The sequence below is a fragment of the Kocuria rosea genome (assembly GCF_006094695.1).
Taxonomy (GTDB): domain Bacteria; phylum Actinomycetota; class Actinomycetes; order Actinomycetales; family Micrococcaceae; genus Kocuria; species Kocuria rosea.
The window spans coordinates 1,815,409-1,830,894 of sequence record NZ_CP035103.1 but is presented as its reverse complement, the minus strand read 5'-3'; the positions used below and the strand labels follow the sequence as shown (position 1 = coordinate 1,830,894).

Here is a 15,486-nt window from a genome sequence, read left to right as displayed (position 1 = left end):
GGGGACACTAGGGGGCATGACTTCCGGCACCGACTCCGCGGCCCCAGCCGGGCGTGTGCTCGTGGTGGACGACGAGAAGCCCCTGGCCCAGATGGTCGCCACTTACCTGACTCGGGCCGGCTTCGATGTCTCCGCCGCCCATACCGGCCCCGATGCCCTTCAAGCCGCCCGCACCCGGGAGCCCGACGTCGTCGTCCTGGACCTGGGGCTTCCCGGGCTGGACGGGATCGAGGTGTGCCGCCGACTGCGGGCCTTCTCGGAGTGCTACGTGCTGATGCTCACCGCCCGCGGGGACGAAGAGGACAAGCTGGCCGGGCTGGAGGTCGGGGCCGATGACTACATCACCAAGCCCTTCAGCGTCCGTGAGCTCGTCGCCCGGGTCCAAGCGGTGCTGCGCCGGCCCCGCACCACGATCGCACCACCGGAGCCGGAGCGAGTGGTCGGGGATCTCGTCATCGACCTCGCCACCCACGAGGCCCGGGTGGCCGAGACCCCGGTGGCATTGACCCGCACCGAGTTCGATCTGCTCGTGGCCCTGTCCGCCCGCCCGCACCAACCGCTCTCGCGCCGTCAGCTCATCGACACCGTCTGGGACCCGGCCTGGGTGGGCGATGAGCGGATCGTGGACGTGCACATCGGGCACCTGCGCCGCAAGCTCGGCGCGGACCCGAGCCGTTATATCGACACCGTGCGCGGAGTCGGTTACCGGATGGTGGCCCGATGAGCCCCCGGCGTGAACGCGGGTTGGCCTCTCGGTTTCTGGGCGCCCAGTTGCTGGTGGTGGGCGCCAGCATCGTGGCCGCGATCGTGGTGGCCTCCCTGGTCGGCCCAGCGCTGTTCCACGATCACCTCGTCATGGCCGGGCACCCCGAGAGCTCTCCGGAACTGCTGCACGTGGAGCGGGCCTACCGCGACACCAACCTGATCACTCTGACCGTGGCCCTGGCCACCGCCTTGATCTGTGCGCTGCTGGCCACCGTCTGGCTCTCCCGCCGCATCCAGACCCCGCTGGGAAAGCTAACCGAGGCGGCCAAAAGGATGGCCCGCGGCCGCTACGACACCCGGGTCCCGGCCATGGGCGCCGGGGCGGAAGTGGATGCCCTGGCCACTTCGTTCAACACTATGGCTGAGCGGCTGCAGCGTACCGAGGACACTCGACGCCAGATGCTCTCCGACCTGGCCCACGAGATGCGCACCCCCATCTCCGTGCTCACCGTTTACCTCGAGGGCCTCCAGGACGCAGTCATCGACTGGGACACCACCACCAGCGACGTCATGGCCGAGCAGATGGCTCGGCTGACCCGGTTGGTCGAAGACATCAACGATGTCTCTCGCGCTGAGGAAGGCAGGTTCGTGCTCGACCGTGCCGAAGAGTCCGTGACCGATCTGCTCCAGGCCGCCGGCGACGCCGCGAAGGAAGCCTACGCAGCCAAGGGCGTCACCCTGGAGATCGAGGCCACGGAGCCGGCGGGGACCGTGGACGTGGATCGGCAACGCCTTGGACAGGTGCTGGGAAACCTGCTCTCCAACGCCCTGCGCCACACCCCGCCCGGCGGTACGGTGACCATCCGCGCGGGCGGGCAGGGCTCAGAAGACGTCGCGATCCGCGTCACTGACACGGGCGAGGGCATAAGCCGTGAACAGCTGCCGCACGTCTTCGAGCGCTTCTACCGCGGCGACACCGCCCGGGACCGCGACCACGGCGGCTCCGGGATTGGCCTGACTATCTCGAAAGCCTTGGTCGAGGCCCATGAAGGCGCTCTCACCGCCCACTCCCCCGGGCCCGGACACGGAACCGTGTTCATCGCAACACTGCCACGCCACAGCCACGACAGGGCAGAGCAGGCGATGATCACCACCTGAGCCCAACCGCCTTGATATATACCCCTACGGGGTATATATCTACTTGTTGGGCGCGATCCCCCTTGCCGAAAGGCACTATCCCTATTCGAAGGAGCCCGCCGTGACCGATGCGACCAATCTCAGACTTCCTCTCGTCTCCACCGGTTGCGCCTGCTGCGCACCGCCTGCCGCACAGGACGAACCAGCCTCAACCAACCCTCGGGTGCCCTTCGGTGTGAGTACTGCAACGACTTACCAGGTGGAGGGCATGACCTGCGGCCACTGCACGGGGCGAGTGACCGATGCCCTGACCGCCCTGGAGGGCGTCCAAGACGTAGAGATCGACCTCGTAGCCGGCGACACCTCCACCGTCACCGTGATAAGCCAACGACCGATGTCGACTGAAGCCGTCCGATCCGCCATCGAGGAGGTCGGCTACACGCTGGCCACTTCCTGACCGCCCCGGGGCCTCCCCGCGCCCCAGTCCATCCCCAATGTAAGGACATATTGTGAAGCGTTCCACCACCCTGACCACCCTCGTCCTGACCACCGCCCTGGCCTTGGTCGGCTGCGGCACCGGTGCCGAAGAGAGCACCGAGACCGCCCCGGAAACCGCCGCCCCGGCCACCTCCAGCGCCCAGGCCACGAGCACCACCTCGGCCTCCCCCTCCGGGTCCGCCGAGGCGATCGCCGCCGAGCACAACGATGCCGACGTGATGTTCGCCCAAATGATGATCCCCCACCACCAGCAGGCCGTGGAAATGAGCGAGATGCTGCTGGCCAAGGACAACATCCCGGACAACGTGCGCGATTTCGCCCAAGGTGTGGTCGCGGCCCAGGGCCCGGAGATCGAGCGCATGAATGCCATGCTCACCGCCTGGGACGAGGAACCCATGATGGAGTCCGACGGCATGGAAGGCATGGACCACGGAGCGAGCATGGACGGGATGATGAGCGAAGAGGACATGCAACAGCTCGAGGACACCCAGGGCACCGAAGCCGCCCGACTGTACCTGGAGCAGATGACCGTCCACCACGAAGGCGCCGTGGACATGGCCCGCGACGAGGTCGACAATGGCGAGAACCCGCAGGCCGTGGCACTGGCCCAGCAGGTCATCGAGGATCAGGAGGCCGAGATTCAGGAGATGGAGACCATGCTCCAGGAGTTGCCCGAGCAGTCCTGACCCGCACACACCCGGGGGCCGCCGCGTCCGCGCGGCCCCCGGACACCGAGCCGGCCAAGGAACACCGTCATGGTGTGGCACATGGAATGGGCCTAGCCTTGCTGACTCCTGAGCATGGTTGTGCTGGTAAGGCGTTCACTAGGACCGCAGGCTCCAGCACCCGACAAGGCGGCTCCGTCCCGCCGCCGACCAGCGCGGGACCTCGCCGGGCCCACGAGACCCTCAAGGAGCGCTTCGCCTGCGAGGAGACCACCACCGGGACGCACTATGAACGGCATTGAGCCCTCGGGGAGGGCCATCGGTGAGCCCGCTGACGCGCCGATGGAACCGACCCGGCGATGGATCAGCGATGGCGAGACGGCCCCCGAAGGAGGCAAGGGCCTGGTGGAACCTCAGATGCCGGCTACGCCGAGGCGATCGGTGACGTGGACGCGGCCTCCGCCTCCCGGGTCCTGGACCCCCTCGAGGAGGGTGTGGGGAAGGTGTCCGTGGACTTCACCCAGCACACCGCGAGGGCTTCTACTTCCAGGAGAGCGACCCTGACCTGTCCTTGGCCCGGCAGCTGCCGTATGCGCTGCGGTTGGTCGATGCGGCCATGGCTCGGCCCGAGGCGGCGGTGTGGTTGAGTGCCCAGCGGCTGTCCTCGGCCCTGGAGCAGCTCGGGTCCGAGGTCAAGGAGGATTTCGTGGGCACCGGGGAGAACCCCGGTGAGGTCTTCACCGCCTATGCCGGCGAGCACGGCCAGAGCACGCGGACCTGAGCTCGGTCTCCCCGGCGTCCGGCACGGTGCGTCCACGGGGCGGGGGCACCGGACCTACATGATCCCGGGGCCCTCGAGGGCGGCCCACAGGACACCGGCCAGGACGCCCAGCACCAGGCTCGCGACCGCGGCGACCCCGGCGGTGACGGCCGGCCAGGCGGCCGCCCCGCCGTGGCCGGGGAACCCCTCGGCGTCCTGGTCCGGGCGGGCGAAGACGGGGGCGAACCAGCGCAGGTAGTAGAAGAGGCTGAGCACGCTGCTGAGCACCACCACCAGCACCAGCCAGCCGTGCCCGCCGTCCCAAGCGGCGGTGGCCGTGGTGAGCTTGCCGACGAACACGGCCAGCGGCGGGGTCCCCACCAGCCCCAGCAGCGCCACGAGCAGGGCCAGCCCCAGGCCGGGGCGGGATCGAGCCAGGCCCCGGTAGTCGGCCAGCTCCCGGTGCTCGGGTAGCGCGGCGGTGACGGCGAACGCGGCGACGTTGGTGACGGCGTAGGCGGCGAGGTAGAACAGCAGCGAGGGCAGGGCCAGGTCGCTGCGCCCGGCCGCGGCCACGGGCACGAGCAGGAACCCCACCTGGGCCACCGTCGACCAGCCCAGCAGCCTGCGGGGATCCGTCTGCCAGTAGGCCGCGAGGTTGCCCAGGAACATCGAGGCGGTGGCCAGCAGTCCCGCGACGAACAACCAGGAGCCGTCCCCGGCGGAGACCGTGGCCACGAGCCGGTACACGGCCACCAGCGCCCCCACCTTGGGCACGGTGGTGAGGAACGTGGCGGCGGTGGACCCGGTGCCCTGGGCGGCGTCGGGCACCCAGAAGTGGAAGGGCACCCCACCGGCCTTGAAGAGCAGCCCGGCGAGCACGCCCAGCACACCCGCCCCCACGGCCGCGGCCGGGGCGGCAGGCAGCGCGTCCTGGAGCAGGGCGTAGTCGGTGCCGCCGGCCAGGGCGTAGAGCACGGTGACCCCGGCCATGAGCAGGATCCCGGACAGCGCCCCCATGAGGTAGGTCTTCATGGCGGCCTCGGCCCCGGCGCGGCCGCCGGTGAGGCCGACGATCCCGTACAGGGGGATGCTGGCCAGCAGGAACCCCACGATCAGCACGAGCAGGTCGGTGGCCCCGGCCAGGACCATCACCCCGGTGGTGGCCAGCAGCAGCAGCGCACACGTGTCCGACTCCCGCGGGGACCCGGCGATCTCCCCGGAGGCCACCCCCAGGACCAGCAGGGTGGTCACCGCGGCGATCACCCGCGCGGCCCCGGTGGCGGTGTCCACGGCGAAGGTGCCGCTGAAAGCGCTCTGCGCGGGCCCGGCCATGGCGAGGGCCGCGGCGGTCGCGGCACCCAGCAGGGCCAGGGCTGCGGCGGCGCGGGCGATCCACTGCCGGTCGCGGGGCAGGAAGGATCCGCCCAGCAGCACCACCAGCCCACCGAGGAAGACGAGAATCTCGGGCAGCAGCAGCTCGGGGCGCATCTGCATCGAGGCCTCCACCGGCTACCGTCCCACCAGGCTCACGAGGGCGGCCGAGGCCGGCTCGATCACCTCGAGCAGCACCCGGGGCAGCACGCCGATGAGCAGGGACAGGACCAGCAGGGGGCCGGCGGACCACAGTTCCCGCCCCTGGAGGTCCGCGAACCCGGGGGTGTGCCCGGCCGCCGGGCCGGTGAAGACCCGCTGCAGGGCCCGCAGGAACAGTGCGGCGGTGACCAGGATGCCCACCAGGGCGACCGCGGTGACCGGGGCCACCGCCACGCTGCCGGCGAAGATCTGGAACTCGGCGATGAACCCGGAGAACCCGGGCAGGCCCAGGGAGGCGAAGGCCCCGACCGCGAACAGCGCCGCGTAGCGCGGGGCGGGGGCGGCCAGCCCGCCGTAGGAGCCCATGTCGTAGGAGCCGGCCCGGTCCTGCATCACCCCGGCGAGCAGGAACAGGGCGGCGGTGATCAGCCCGTGGCTGACCATCTGCACCACCGCGCCGGTGACCGCCACGGAACGGGCCTGGGCGGCGTCCTCGGCGAGGAGCCCGGCCGCGCCCAGGGCCAGGACGATGTAGCCCATGTGGTTGACGGAGGTGTAGGCGATCATCCGCTTGAGATCCGTCTGGGCCAGGGCCACGAACGCCCCGTAGAGCACCGAGACGACGCCGACGGCCACGATCACCCAGGCCCACGCCCGCCACGCTTCGGGCAGGATCGGCATCGCGATGCGCACGAACCCGTAGGTGCCCATCTTCAGCAGCACGCCCGCCAGCACGGCCGAGCCGGTGGCCGGGGCGTCGGTGTGGGCCGGGGGGAGCCAGGTGTGGAAGGGCACGGTGGGGGTCTTCACGGCCAGGCCCACCAGGATCGCCGCGAGCACCAGCCCGCCGGTGAGCGGGTCGCCCGCCAGCGGCGCCGCGGCGACGAGCTCGGGGATGTCGAAGGTGTGTGGCGCCGCCGCCACGTAGAGCCCGATGAAGCCCAGCAGCAGGGCCAGGGAGCCCAGGAACGTGTAGAGGAAGAACTTCAGCGCCGACCGGGCCGCGCCGCCGTGGCCCCACCCGGCGATCACGAAGTACATGCCCACGATGGACAGGTCGAAGAAGACGAAGAACAGGATGAGGTCGGCCGCCACGAACACCCCGAGGCTGACGCCCTGCAGGAACAGGAACAGTGCGGCCTGCACGCGCGGGCGGTCCGCGTCCCGCAGGGCGTGGACGGCGCAGGCCAGGAACACCACGGCCGTCATGGCCAGCAGCGGCAGGGAGAGCCCGTCCACGCCCACGTGGTAGCTGCTGCTGACACCGGGGATCCACGGCACCTGCTCCTCGAACGCCAGGCCGTTGGGTCCCGGGTCCTCGTAACCGGCCCACAGCACGCCCACGAGCAGCAGCTCCACGACGCTCACCACCACCCACGTCCACCGGGCGGCCGCGGGCCCGATCGAAGGGACCGCGGCCAGGACGGCGGCGGCCAGCAGGGGCAGGAAGACGATCAGACTCAGCATGCTCATCCCCACACGACGTAGACGGACCAGGCCACGACGCCGACGGCGAGCACCGCGACGGCCTGGAGGAAGTACTGGTGGACGGCCCCGGTCTGCGGGGCCCGGGACAGCTGCCCGAGCCGGCGGACCCGGCCGGCGAAGCCCTCGACGGCGCCGTCCACCACCGTGTCGTCGAGGCGGGCCGCACCCCGGCCGGCCGCGTCGGCGGCGTGCGCCGTGGCGCCGACCCCGGCGTCGAGGACCCGGTCGTCGAACCGGGCCGCGGCCCGGGCCAGTCCCGGGACCGCGCCGGCGGCGGCGGTCACGGCCCGGTCCAGGACGAGGTCGTCGAACCGGGCCAGGGCGTGCGCCAGGCCCAACGCGGGGCGGACGACGACGGCGTGCGCGGCGGCCTCCAGCCCCAGCCACCGCACGGCCCAGCCCGGCTCGGGGACGCCCAGGCGCAGCATCAGCAGCAGGACCACGAGAGCGAGCGCGGCCGAGACGAACAGCTCGACGGGCGCCACCTCACCGTGCCCGCCCACCGCCTCGGCGAGGATCCAGCTGACCGGGGGCAGGGCGAGCACCCCCAGCACGGCCGCCCCGGCGGCAAGCACGACCAGCGGGGCCTGCTCCAGCACCCCCACCTGCCCGGTGCCGCCGTCCCGCGCCTCGGCGCGGTCACCGCGGCGCCAGACGGTCCACAGGACCTTGCCCGCGTAGGCCGCCGACAGGGCCGCCGCCACGAGCCCCGCGGCATAGAGCAGGCCCGAGACCTCGAGCGCCCCCGCCAGCACCGCGTCCTTGGTGGCCCACAGGGACAGCGGGGCGATCCCGGCCAGGGCCAGCGACCCGACGGTGGCGGTCACGCCCACTACCCGCCACCGTCGGCCGGCCCCGCGCAGTGCGGTGAGCTCCTCGGTGCCCAGCGCCGTCAGCCACGCCCCGGCGGCGAGGAACAGCAGCGCCTTGGTGGAGGCGTGGGCCACCAGGTGCGCCGCGCCGCCGCTGACCGCGCCCACCCCGGCGGCCAGCACCACGAAGCCCAGCTGCGCCACCGTGGACGCCGCCAGCAGCTGCTTGAGCTCCCGCTGGGCCAGGGCCACGATCCCCATCAGCACCGCGGTGGCCACCCCGAGCCACGCGGCGGCCGGGCCCGCCCACCCGGTGGAGGCCAGCAGCGGCTCCACGCGCAGCAGCAGGTAGCCGCCCATGGCCACCATCGCCGCCGAGTGCAGCAGCGCGCTCACCGGGCTGGGGCCCTGCATCGCCCCCGAGAGCCAGAACGAGAACGGCAGCTGCGCCGCCTTGCCCAGCGCGGCCACCAGGATCCCGGCCGCGAGCACGTGCCGCCACGGGTCCTCCGCCGCGGGGAGGTCGGCTAGGGCCATTCCGGCGCCCCCGGCCAGGGCGGCGCCGGCGGCGACGTAGAGCCCCAGGTCCGCGGTGCGGGTCGTGACGAAGGCGGTGAGCCCGGCCGAGACGCGATCGGAGTCCCGCCACCAGAACCCGATCAGGGCGTAGGAGGTCGCGCCCATCAGCTCCCAAGCGAACAGCAGCGCCGGCAGGCTGGCGGCCGCGGCCGTGGTCAGGGCCGCGGCGGCGAAGATCAGCATCAGCCCGTGGAAGCGCGGCTGTGCCGCCCGGATGCTGCCGGCCGCGAAGACCAGCACCAGCAGGGTCACTCCCGCGACCATCGGGAGGGTGAGTGCTGCGAGGGCGTCGACCTCCAGCGCGAAGTCGGCGCCGGCCACGAACGGGGACGACAGGGCGGGCCGGGCCAGGGCGGCGGCGACCGCCAGCACCGTGGTCACCGCGGCGGTGAGCACCGCGACCGGGGCCGCGGCCCGCTCCGCCCGGCTCAGGGCGAGCACCGCGCCCACGGTGGCCGGGAGCACCACCACGGCCAGCAGCACGGCCTGGGCCGCGGTCATCGGGAGAGCTCCTCGGCCATGTCGGTCATGTCGGTCTGCCGTCTGCGGTGCAGCAGCGTGGCCACGGCGAAGCCCATGGCCATCTCCACGGTCATGGCCGCCAGGACCACCAGCAGCAGCACCTGCCCGGAGGGGTCCGGGGCGAGGAACCACCAGAACCCTGCGGCGGCCAGGAGCACCCCGTTGATCATCAGCTCCAGGCCCATCATCACCATCACCACCACCTGCTGGGACAGGGCGCCGTAGAGCCCCACCGCGAACAGTGCGGCGGCCACGACGAGCACGGCTTCCAGGGTCATCGGCCCACGCCTCCCGGCTGGGGGTCGTCGGCCGGGCGGCGGCGCAGGTCGTCACCGAGCCGGTCGTAGCGGGTGCGGTGGGCGGCCAGGACCACTCCGGCCACGATGGTGGCGACCATGACCGGGCCCACCACGGCCATGACCAGCATCTTCTCGCCCATGATCTCCAGGCCCAGCGCGTGCGTGAGGTCCTCGGGCGGGGCGCCGCGGCGCTGCGGCCACGGGACGAGCAGGGCGCCGGCGGCCAGCAGCACGAAGACCCCGGCCGAGGCGCCGATCGCGGTCTTCTTCCCGTGGGTCATGTCCATGGGCATCAGTGCGGGGTTCATGCCCATGAACATCACCATGTAGACCGCCATCACGGCCATCTCCATGACCATCATGAGGATCGTGATGATCCCCAGGTAGCTCTGGCCCAGCAGCAGGATCTGCACCCCCACGGCGATGAAGGACAGCGCCAGGGCATAGGTGGCCCGGGCCATGGAGTCCACCACGAACACGAGCGCCCCCGCGGCCACGGCCACCACGGCGAGGACCCAGAACACGATTCCGACCAGCACGGCTCAGCCCTTCCAGACGACGACGAGGGACACGACCAGGTCCTGGAGGACGGCGGCCGGGAGCAGGACCATCCATCCGATCTCCATGAACCGGTCCGGGCGCAGCAGCGGGATCCTCCGGCGCAGCCACACGAGCACCGCCAGCACGGCCACGGTCTTCACCAGGACCCACGCCCAGTCGGGCAGGACGGGCCCGGCGCCGCCACCGAGGAAGAGCGGCACCGAGAAGGCGGCGCCGGCGGTGAGGAACAGGTAGCGCCCGGCCTGGAGGACGAGGCGGTCGACCCCCGAGAGCTCGGCCAGCACGCCGCCGCCGAGGTCGGCGGCCAGCGCCGGGGCGAAGGGCCCCCACACGGAGAAGCCGGTCACGCCGATGAGGAAGACGAGGAACGCCACCGGCATCCACACCACGAACCACATGCCGTCCTGGGCCGCGGCGACGTCCCCCACGGCCAGGCTGCCGGCGGCGATCGCCGGGGCCACCAGGGCGAACATCAGCGGCAGCTCGTAGGCCAGCCCGTGGGCGAGGAAACGGTAGCCGCCCACCAGACCGTGGGTGGAGTTCGCGCCCCACCCCGCCAGCCAGACCAGCGCCCAGACCATGACGTCCACGGTGTTGAACCACACGACGCCGACGTCCAGGTCCGCCAGCGTCCACTCCCCCAGCGGGATCACCGCGATCATCAGGAACGCCCCGACCAGCATGCCCGCGCCGCCGACCCGCCACAGCAGGGTGTCCGCGGCCACGGTGGTCCGGCGCCGCTGCCGCAGCAGCCGCGCCGTCCGGCCCAGCGGCGCGCCCCACCCGCCGCCGTTGCCCTGCGCCCGGGCCGAGAGCGCCGCGTCCAGGGCCACGGCGAAGAAGGCCAGGCCGCACAGGAGGATCCCCGCCAGCACGGCCCATCCGCCGGGGACGGTCGTCACCACGCTCTCAGCCATGCCCCACCGCCTGGACGGCAGGGTGCGGCTGGAGGTCCAGGCTCGCCACGGCCAGCCGCACGGAGCCCAGCTCCAGCCCGGTCACCAGCTCCGGCAGCACCGCCCACGGCACCGCGGCGTCCTCCACCGGGACCGGCTCCGCGCCACCGGCCTCGGCCCGGATCCGTTCCACCCGGGACAGCAGCCGGTCGTGGGCGTCCCCGAGGCAGTGCCGCGGTAGCCCGTGGTGCTCCAGAGCGGACGGGTCGAGCGGGAGCACGCCTCGTAGCGACCAGCGGAGCAGCCGTGATCTCCGGATCGTCCGGTGCAGCCGCTCGGCGGCGTCCCGGGCGGCGCCCCGATCGCCGTGCAGGAGGGCGTCCCGGGTGCGGCGGGCGCCGGCTGCCGCGTCCTCGGCCCCGGCCAGGGCCAGCAGCGCCACGACCTGGTCGCACCACACCACCGCCGCCGGCGCGGGACCGGGACCCGGTCCGCCTGCTCCGGCGCCGTCGACCACGGAGGCTTCGGCGTCGACCACGACATCCCCCTGCAGGGAGCAGCGCAGCACGAGCCCGGCCGGCCAGAACGGCAGGACGGGCCCGAGCGGAAGGTGGAGCACGTCCATCTCCAGCCCGTCACGGTCCTCCCCGCTCCCGGCCAGGGCGATTCCCCCCGGGGCCATGTCCATCCCGCCGTGGCCACTGTGGTCCATGCCGCCATGACCGCCGTGGTCCATCTCGCCGTGGTCCATCTCGCCGTGGTCCATCTCGCCGTGGCCCCCATGATCCGCGTCCTCGGGGATCTCGGGTTCCTGCGCGCGCTCCTGGGCGTCCTTCCGTTGGTGGGTGGTATCGAGAAGGAGGGCTGCGGCGTCGTCGAGGGCGGGTCCCACGGCTGCGGGCGAGGTGATGTCGGCGCGGACTCGGGGGCCGGGCATCTGCTCCCAGAGCCGGTCCACGAGCTCCGAGAGCTCGGGGCCAGGGGCACCGCACACCGCCAGGACGTCCGCGTCCGCTGGTGTCCAGGCCGGCCGCCACCCGCGGCGGAGCGCCTGGTGCTCGAGCTCCATGCGGGTAGCCCAGTGCCCGGGGACCTCGACGACGAGGACCTGGGCGGCCCGGACCGCGAGCCGGGCGAGAGCATCGCTTAGGCCCATCGGAAGGCTCCTTCTCGCCAGGCCCAGGCCACGGCGACGAGCAGGGCCCCGAGGAACAGGAACATCTCCACGACCGCGGAGATCCCCTTCTCGATCACGACCACCGCCCACGGATACATGAAGAGCATCTCGACGTCGAAGGCCAGGAACACGATCGAGGCGAGGTACCAGCGGGCGTGGAACCGGGACAGCGCGTGCTCCTGGGGCATCCACCCGGACTGAGCGGGCAGCACCGTCAGCGGGTCGGCCGTGATCACGGCTGTGCGGTGCAGCGCGTAGAGGAGAACGACGACCGACATCGCCACCAGGGCCATGGTCACGATTCCGGAGTACACGACGGTCTCCCCTTTCGCGCGGTCGGAACATGGAAGTCTGTCGTTGATCGGTGGGGCCACCCTAACGGGCGGCCCCACCGATCGCGCCGTTTCAGCTCGGTGATCAGGCGCGGCCGGCGAGCCAGGTGCGGAAGTCCGCGACCTGGGCCTGCTGGGTGGTGATCCCCGAGGTGGCCGCCACGCGCAGTTGCGGGTGCACGGCGCGGGACTGCGGCTCGAGGAACTCGATGATCCCGCTGTTGTGGTGTGGAATCATCTTCTGCACGAAAGCGACATCGAAGTCCTCACCGGCCTCAACGGCCGACAGCTCCTCGATCATCATCTGGGTCTCCTCCTCCAGGATCTTCATCTCCTCCTGGGCTTCTGCCGGGGCCTGGGCCATGGCCTCTTCAGGGGTCAGCCCGTACCACTCCTCCAACCAGGTGGTGAACTGGTCAATCTGGTGCTGCTGATTGGCGATGATGTTCTCCGCGTGGGTGCGGATGTCCGGGCTGGTCCCGCGCTCGAGCTCCAGCTGGGCCATCTCGATCGCGGCCCGGTGGTGCGGAATGATCTCGGCCAGGAACGTGATCTCCAGTTCCTCGCCCTCCAGCCCGGCCAGGGTCTCACCGAACTCGTAGGCGGTCGGGGAAGTCGGGTCCGGCTGGAGCATCTCCGTCTGACTGTGGGAGGACACCGGGGCGGCCTCCCAGTGGGCGGATGCCGGCGCAGCGGCTCCGCCCAGCAACGCAGTGGCCACCGCGGCCGCGGAGGCGGCGGCCGCGGTACGGCGGCCTAATGAAATGTAGTGCATGGCAGATTCCCTCTCGGGCGATGAGCCGGTCCCTCGATACCGGCTCGGCGGATGCCGGGCGGTTCGACACCGGGACCATTCGTGCACCGCGGTGAAGCAAACGCCAGGCAGTAGTGGGCGGTATGGGGGGAAGACGGAACCTCCCCCGTGCAGCTCGTGCGTGCAGGGGCAGGCCCCGTCTTTTACCGGCAGATGGTGTAGATGGCCATCGGCCGGTCAGCGGGTCGATCAGGCGGTGGCGGCGGGGCGGCCGCCTTGGCGGTCGTACCACTCCTCGAGCCAGATCTGCATCTGTGCGATCTCGCTCAGCTGGACCGTTTTGATGTTCTGGCACAGCTGCAGCAGGTCCTGGTGCTCGGCGCGGTCCAGGCAGGTCTCGGCCTCCCGGACCGCCGCCCAGTGGTGGCGGATCATCGACTGCATGAACCGGATCTCATACTCGGCCCCGGTGAACTGGTCCAGCCGTTGCATCGAAGCCATGTCACCGGTGGACAGCTGGGGCTCATAGGTGATTCCGTACCACTCCTGCAGCCAGGTCTGCATCTGCTCGATCTCCTGGTTCTGGACCGTGATGATGTCCTCGCACATCGCGGCCAGCTCCGGGTGCACGGCCTTGTCCACGCACTCCTGAGCCATCACGACCGCCATGTAGTGGTGGTCGATCATGCTCTTCAGGAACTCCACCTCGAAGCTGGCGGCTTGCTCGTTGCCGGCCGGGGCATCGGCGAAGGCCGGGGCCGCCGTCGCCACCCCTGTGCCGGTCACCGCCCCGAGAGCCAGAACGGCCGACGCGGCCGCGGCAGGAACACGCCGCCGAAGGCGCCGTTTGCCCGAGATCACGCTCTGTTCTTCCATGCTCGTCCTTTACCTTTCCTGCGTCAGGTCAGTGCTCGGCCCGTCTCAGCCCAGGGAGGAGATCAGGTCCGCGCAGGCGGCCTCGCAGCGGCGGCAGGCCTCGGCGCACACGCGGCAGTGCTCGTGCTCACCCGCGTGCTGGGCGCACTCGTCGCCGCAGGCCTTGCAGGCGGCCCGGCATGCCTCCAGGACGGCCCGGGTGACCTCGGCGTTGTTGCCGGTCTGACGGGAGAGCACACGGCCGGTGCTCGCGCAGATGTCGGCGCAGTCCAGGTTCTTACGGATGCACGTGGTCAGCTCCGCGACCATGTCCTCGGCCAGGCAGGCATCCGCGCAGGCGGTACAGGTCTGGGCGCACTCGAAACAGGCCTCGATGCACTCCGCCAACTTTTGCTGGTCGATGTCCCCCAGGTCCTTCGGGTAGGTCTCCAGCATCGAGCTCACGTGATGAGTCATGGTTCTGCTCCTTCTCTCATACTGCGGTTCGTGCGGTATATCGATCTGGTGCCGACGGATCCTGCGATCCACCATGTTTCCGACAGTAGCCTTATCAGCGCTGTATCTAAACGGTGATCAACTCCATGTCAGGGCGATGAGCGGGAATCTTCACGGAACCTTCAAGAAGGAGGTCCTGGAACCGTGGGGCCTTCCCTGGCGCGGCGGGCTAGTTGAGCTTGTCGGCATGGAGCAGCGCCACGCGCGTGGACGCATCCGTGCGGCTGGGCCCGTCCGGCACCGGTTCCGCACGTCGTGTGGCAGCCCCAGACGACAGCGTGAGAACGTGGCGGACACCCTGGGATGGAGGGGAGGAAACTGTCCCTGTTGGCTAGATACAAGAGGGCTGTGTCTGTGCGGTCTTCCTCCGTGGGGTGACCCTGCCAGCTGATCTCCGTCTGAGCGGCGGAGGACCGAGAAGGGAGCACACCATGCAGGTGGGACTGGTAGGACTGGGCAAGATGGGCGGCAACATGGGTGAGCGGTTGCGCGAGGCCGGCCACACCGTCGTCGGCTACGACACCGACCCGGAGCTCTCCGACACCGAGAGCCTCACCGCCATGGTGGAGCAGATCGGCAGCCCGCCCCGGGTCGTGTGGGTCATGGTGCCGGACACGGTCGTGGACACCGTGATCGACGAGCTGGCCGGGCTGCTCGGGACGGGGGACGTGATCATCGACGGCGGCAACTCCCGGTGGATCCACGACGCCCCCCGCGCCCGGAGACTGGCGGACCGGGGCATCGAGTACCTGGACTGCGGGGTCTCCGGCGGCGTGTGGGGCATCACCCAGGGCTACGCCCTCATGGTCGGCGGGGACGAGGGCACCGTGGCCAAGGCGCAGCCGATCTTCGACTCGCTCAAACCCGCCGGCGAGTTCGGCTTCGTCCACGCCGGCGAGCACGGTGCGGGCCACTTCGCGAAGATGGTCCACAACGGCATCGAATACGCGATCATGCAGGCCTACGCCGAGGGCTGGGAACTGCTCGAGGCCGCCGGTCACGTCCGCTCGGTACGGGAGACCTTCAACTCCTGGCGCGAGGGATCGGTGATCAAGTCCTGGCTGCTGGACCTGGCGGTGAACGCGCTCAACGAGGACGAGCACCTGGACCGGCTCGCCGGCTACGCCGAGGACTCCGGCGAAGGCCGCTGGACGGTGGAGGCCGCCCTGGACCTCGCGGTCCCGGTGCCGACCATCTCCAGCGCCCTCTTCGCCCGGTTCGCCTCCCGGCAGGACCAGGCCCCGGCGATGAAGATGATCACGGCGATGCGCAACCAGTTCGGAGGCCACACGGTCCGCGACGTGGCCGCGGGCCCAGAGCACGTCGAGGCCGCACCCGGCGAGGAGCCGGCCCACCCCGCCGAGCAGTAGGTCCGACCGTCCCCGCCGCCAACG

General features: G+C 71.2%; 17 protein-coding genes. 6 read left to right on the top strand and 11 right to left on the bottom strand.

The annotated features are described in order from the left end of the window. The first annotated feature begins 16 nt into the window (after positions 1-16). The 5 genes from EQG70_RS08505 to EQG70_RS18315 all read left to right on the top strand — a co-directional run bounded on the left by EQG70_RS08505 (position 17) and on the right by EQG70_RS18315 (position 3,786). Positions 17-724 (top strand): response regulator transcription factor, encoded by a 708-nt coding sequence (locus EQG70_RS08505; RefSeq protein WP_109269438.1) that lies wholly within the window; start codon positions 17-19, stop codon positions 722-724. Beyond that, a complete protein-coding gene (locus EQG70_RS08500) occupies positions 721-1,863 on the top strand; it encodes a sensor histidine kinase (RefSeq protein ID WP_109269437.1) in 1,143 nt (380 codons plus the stop codon). Before EQG70_RS08505 ends, EQG70_RS08500 begins: the two co-directional genes overlap by 4 nt. A gap of 100 nt (positions 1,864-1,963) precedes the next feature. Beyond that, a complete protein-coding gene (locus EQG70_RS08495) occupies positions 1,964-2,299 on the top strand; it encodes a heavy-metal-associated domain-containing protein (protein ID WP_109269436.1) in 336 nt (111 codons plus the stop codon). Between the two features lie 52 nt (positions 2,300-2,351). Beyond that, a complete protein-coding gene (locus tag EQG70_RS08490; protein ID WP_109269435.1) occupies positions 2,352-3,026 on the top strand; it encodes a DUF305 domain-containing protein in 675 nt (224 codons plus the stop codon). 595 nt (positions 3,027-3,621) lie between these two features. After that, entirely contained in the window at positions 3,622-3,786 is a 165-nt protein-coding gene (locus EQG70_RS18315; protein ID WP_186374931.1) for a hypothetical protein, read from the top strand. Between the two features lie 54 nt (positions 3,787-3,840). Here EQG70_RS18315 and EQG70_RS08480 read toward each other — a convergent pair whose 3' ends face one another. From EQG70_RS08480 to EQG70_RS08430, 11 genes are all read right to left on the bottom strand, one after another. After that, positions 3,841-5,262, bottom strand: coding sequence for an NADH-quinone oxidoreductase subunit N (locus tag EQG70_RS08480; RefSeq protein WP_208746264.1), 1,422 nt, complete (start codon positions 5,260-5,262; stop codon positions 3,841-3,843). A gap of 15 nt (positions 5,263-5,277) precedes the next feature. Further along, positions 5,278-6,774, bottom strand: a complete 1,497-nt coding sequence (locus EQG70_RS08475) for a complex I subunit 4 family protein (RefSeq protein ID WP_244296687.1) — start codon at positions 6,772-6,774, stop codon at positions 5,278-5,280. Then, positions 6,771-8,681 (bottom strand): proton-conducting transporter transmembrane domain-containing protein, encoded by a 1,911-nt coding sequence (locus EQG70_RS08470; protein ID WP_109269540.1) that lies wholly within the window; start codon positions 8,679-8,681, stop codon positions 6,771-6,773. The genes EQG70_RS08475 and EQG70_RS08470 overlap by 4 nt, the downstream gene beginning before the upstream one ends. After that, positions 8,678-8,980 carry an NADH-quinone oxidoreductase subunit NuoK gene (locus EQG70_RS08465; protein ID WP_010534530.1) on the bottom strand — a complete coding sequence of 101 codons (303 nt, stop codon included), beginning with the start codon at positions 8,978-8,980 and terminating at the stop codon, positions 8,678-8,680. The genes EQG70_RS08470 and EQG70_RS08465 overlap by 4 nt, the downstream gene beginning before the upstream one ends. Further along, positions 8,977-9,540 carry an NADH-quinone oxidoreductase subunit J gene (locus EQG70_RS08460; protein WP_109267942.1) on the bottom strand — a complete coding sequence of 188 codons (564 nt, stop codon included), beginning with the start codon at positions 9,538-9,540 and terminating at the stop codon, positions 8,977-8,979. Before EQG70_RS08460 ends, EQG70_RS08465 begins: the two co-directional genes overlap by 4 nt. Before the next feature lie 3 nt (positions 9,541-9,543). Further along, positions 9,544-10,479 (bottom strand): complex I subunit 1 family protein, encoded by a 936-nt coding sequence (locus EQG70_RS08455; protein WP_109267943.1) that lies wholly within the window; start codon positions 10,477-10,479, stop codon positions 9,544-9,546. Further along, on the bottom strand, positions 10,472-11,614 hold the full coding sequence (locus EQG70_RS18745; protein WP_280115155.1) for a hypothetical protein: 1,143 nt from the start codon (positions 11,612-11,614) through the stop codon (positions 10,472-10,474). The genes EQG70_RS08455 and EQG70_RS18745 overlap by 8 nt, the downstream gene beginning before the upstream one ends. Continuing rightward, positions 11,605-11,949 carry an NADH-quinone oxidoreductase subunit A gene (locus tag EQG70_RS08445; RefSeq protein ID WP_101851181.1) on the bottom strand — a complete coding sequence of 115 codons (345 nt, stop codon included), beginning with the start codon at positions 11,947-11,949 and terminating at the stop codon, positions 11,605-11,607. Before EQG70_RS08445 ends, EQG70_RS18745 begins: the two co-directional genes overlap by 10 nt. Before the next feature lie 103 nt (positions 11,950-12,052). Continuing rightward, positions 12,053-12,625 carry a DUF305 domain-containing protein gene (locus EQG70_RS08440; protein WP_232035231.1) on the bottom strand — a complete coding sequence of 191 codons (573 nt, stop codon included), beginning with the start codon at positions 12,623-12,625 and terminating at the stop codon, positions 12,053-12,055. A gap of 345 nt (positions 12,626-12,970) precedes the next feature. After that, positions 12,971-13,597, bottom strand: coding sequence for a DUF305 domain-containing protein (locus EQG70_RS08435; protein WP_109267944.1), 627 nt, complete (start codon positions 13,595-13,597; stop codon positions 12,971-12,973). Positions 13,598-13,642: 45 nt separating this feature from the next. After that, the gene (locus EQG70_RS08430) at positions 13,643-14,053 is read right to left on the bottom strand and encodes a four-helix bundle copper-binding protein (RefSeq protein WP_138976466.1); all 411 of its coding nucleotides are present in this window, start codon (positions 14,051-14,053) and stop codon (positions 13,643-13,645) included. Positions 14,054-14,523: 470 nt separating this feature from the next. On the opposite strand from EQG70_RS08430, the gene gnd reads away from it, so the two are divergent. After that, positions 14,524-15,462, top strand: coding sequence for a phosphogluconate dehydrogenase (NAD(+)-dependent, decarboxylating) (gnd, locus tag EQG70_RS08425; protein WP_138976465.1), 939 nt, complete (start codon positions 14,524-14,526; stop codon positions 15,460-15,462). Positions 15,463-15,486: the final 24 nt, after the last annotated feature.

Excerpts from the sequence above, each read along its gene's own strand:
- EQG70_RS08505 (WP_109269438.1), top strand. The coding sequence starts at position 17 with ATGACTTCCGGCACCGACTCCGCGGCCCCAGCCGGGCGTGTGCTCGTG.
- EQG70_RS08500 (WP_109269437.1), top strand. The coding sequence starts at position 721 with ATGAGCCCCCGGCGTGAACGCGGGTTGGCCTCTCGGTTTCTGGGCGCC.
- EQG70_RS18315 (WP_186374931.1), top strand. The coding sequence starts at position 3,622 with ATGGCTCGGCCCGAGGCGGCGGTGTGGTTGAGTGCCCAGCGGCTGTCC.
- EQG70_RS08480 (WP_208746264.1), bottom strand. The coding sequence starts at position 5,262 with ATGCAGATGCGCCCCGAGCTGCTGCTGCCCGAGATTCTCGTCTTCCTC.
- EQG70_RS08475 (WP_244296687.1), bottom strand. The coding sequence starts at position 6,774 with ATGAGCATGCTGAGTCTGATCGTCTTCCTGCCCCTGCTGGCCGCCGCC.
- EQG70_RS08470 (WP_109269540.1), bottom strand. The coding sequence starts at position 8,681 with ATGACCGCGGCCCAGGCCGTGCTGCTGGCCGTGGTGGTGCTCCCGGCC.
- EQG70_RS08465 (WP_010534530.1), bottom strand. The coding sequence starts at position 8,980 with ATGACCCTGGAAGCCGTGCTCGTCGTGGCCGCCGCACTGTTCGCGGTG.
- EQG70_RS08455 (WP_109267943.1), bottom strand. The coding sequence starts at position 10,479 with ATGGCTGAGAGCGTGGTGACGACCGTCCCCGGCGGATGGGCCGTGCTG.
- EQG70_RS18745 (WP_280115155.1), bottom strand. The coding sequence starts at position 11,614 with ATGGGCCTAAGCGATGCTCTCGCCCGGCTCGCGGTCCGGGCCGCCCAG.
- EQG70_RS08435 (WP_109267944.1), bottom strand. The coding sequence starts at position 13,597 with ATGGAAGAACAGAGCGTGATCTCGGGCAAACGGCGCCTTCGGCGGCGT.
- EQG70_RS08430 (WP_138976466.1), bottom strand. The coding sequence starts at position 14,053 with ATGACTCATCACGTGAGCTCGATGCTGGAGACCTACCCGAAGGACCTG.
- gnd (WP_138976465.1), top strand. The coding sequence starts at position 14,524 with ATGCAGGTGGGACTGGTAGGACTGGGCAAGATGGGCGGCAACATGGGT.